Source organism: Shimia litoralis, assembly GCF_005518135.1.
Taxonomy (GTDB): domain Bacteria; phylum Pseudomonadota; class Alphaproteobacteria; order Rhodobacterales; family Rhodobacteraceae; genus Shimia_E; species Shimia_E litoralis.
Window position 1 is genome coordinate 1 of record NZ_SULI01000063.1, and the last position, 1,238, is coordinate 1,238.

The following is a 1,238-nucleotide window of genomic DNA, read 5'->3' on the forward strand; positions in this document are numbered from 1 at the left end:
ATGGCTAAGGAAAAGTTTGAACGCAGCAAACCGCACTGCAACATCGGTACCATCGGTCACGTTGACCACGGTAAGACGACGCTGACCGCAGCGATCACCAAGCAATTTGGTGACTTCAAAGCGTACGACGAGATCGACGGCGCGCCAGAAGAAAAAGCACGTGGTATCACGATTTCGACTGCTCACGTTGAGTATGAAACTGAGGGTCGTCACTATGCACACGTTGATTGCCCTGGCCACGCTGACTATGTGAAAAACATGATCACTGGTGCTGCTCAGATGGACGGCGCGATCCTGGTTGTGAACGCTGCTGATGGCCCTATGCCACAGACTCGCGAGCACATCCTTTTGGGCCGCCAGGTTGGTATCCCTTCCATGGTTGTTTACATGAACAAAGTGGATCAGGTTGACGACGAAGAGCTGCTCGAGCTGGTTGAAATGGAAATCCGTGAGCTGTTGACCGAATACGGTTACCCAGGTGACGACATTCCTGTGGTTGCTGGTTCGGCTTTGGCTGCACTGGAAGACCGTGACGACGCAATCGGCAAAGACTCGATCGTAAAATTGATGGCTGCTGTTGATGAATTCATCCCACAGCCAGAGCGCGCTGTTGACCAGCCGTTCCTGATGCCGATCGAAGACGTGTTCTCGATTTCCGGTCGTGGTACAGTTGTGACTGGCCGTGTTGAGCGTGGCGTGATCAATGTTGGCGACAGCATCGAAATCGTTGGTATCAAAGACACGACAACAACCACATGTACGGGTGTTGAAATGTTCCGCAAGCTGCTGGATCGCGGTGAAGCAGGCGACAACATCGGCGCATTGTTGCGTGGTGTTGACCGTGACGGCGTTGAGCGCGGTCAGGTTCTGTGTAAGCCAGGTTCCGTGAAGCCACACACCAAGTTTGAGGCAGAAGCGTATATTCTGACCAAAGACGAGGGTGGCCGTCACACACCATTCTTCGCGAACTACCGTCCACAGTTCTACTTCCGGACCACAGACGTGACAGGCACGGTTGTTCTTCCAGAAGGCACAGAAATGGTTATGCCAGGCGACAACCTGAAGTTCGAAGTTGAACTGATTGCACCGATCGCGATGGAAGAGAAACTGCGCTTTGCGATCCGCGAAGGCGGCCGCACAGTCGGCTCCGGCGTTGTGTCCAAAATCATCGAATAATCACCGCACACGCGGAGATTTGAAAAGGGCCACCTTAGGGTGGCCCTTTTGCGTTAAACGGG

Annotated in this window: 1 protein-coding gene; it reads left to right on the top strand. The window is 53.6% G+C overall.

Features of this window, described 5'->3' with window-relative positions; all coding sequences use genetic code 11:
- On the top strand, positions 1–1,176 hold the full coding sequence (gene tuf / locus FAP39_RS17335) for an elongation factor Tu (protein WP_138017622.1): 1,176 nt from the start codon (positions 1–3) through the stop codon (positions 1,174–1,176).
- The last annotated feature ends 62 nt before the right edge of the window (positions 1,177–1,238 follow it).

Bases quoted from the DNA above. Each gene is read 5' to 3' on its own strand.
- tuf (WP_138017622.1), top strand. From the start codon at position 1: ATGGCTAAGGAAAAGTTTGAACGCAGCAAACCGCACTGCAACATCGGT.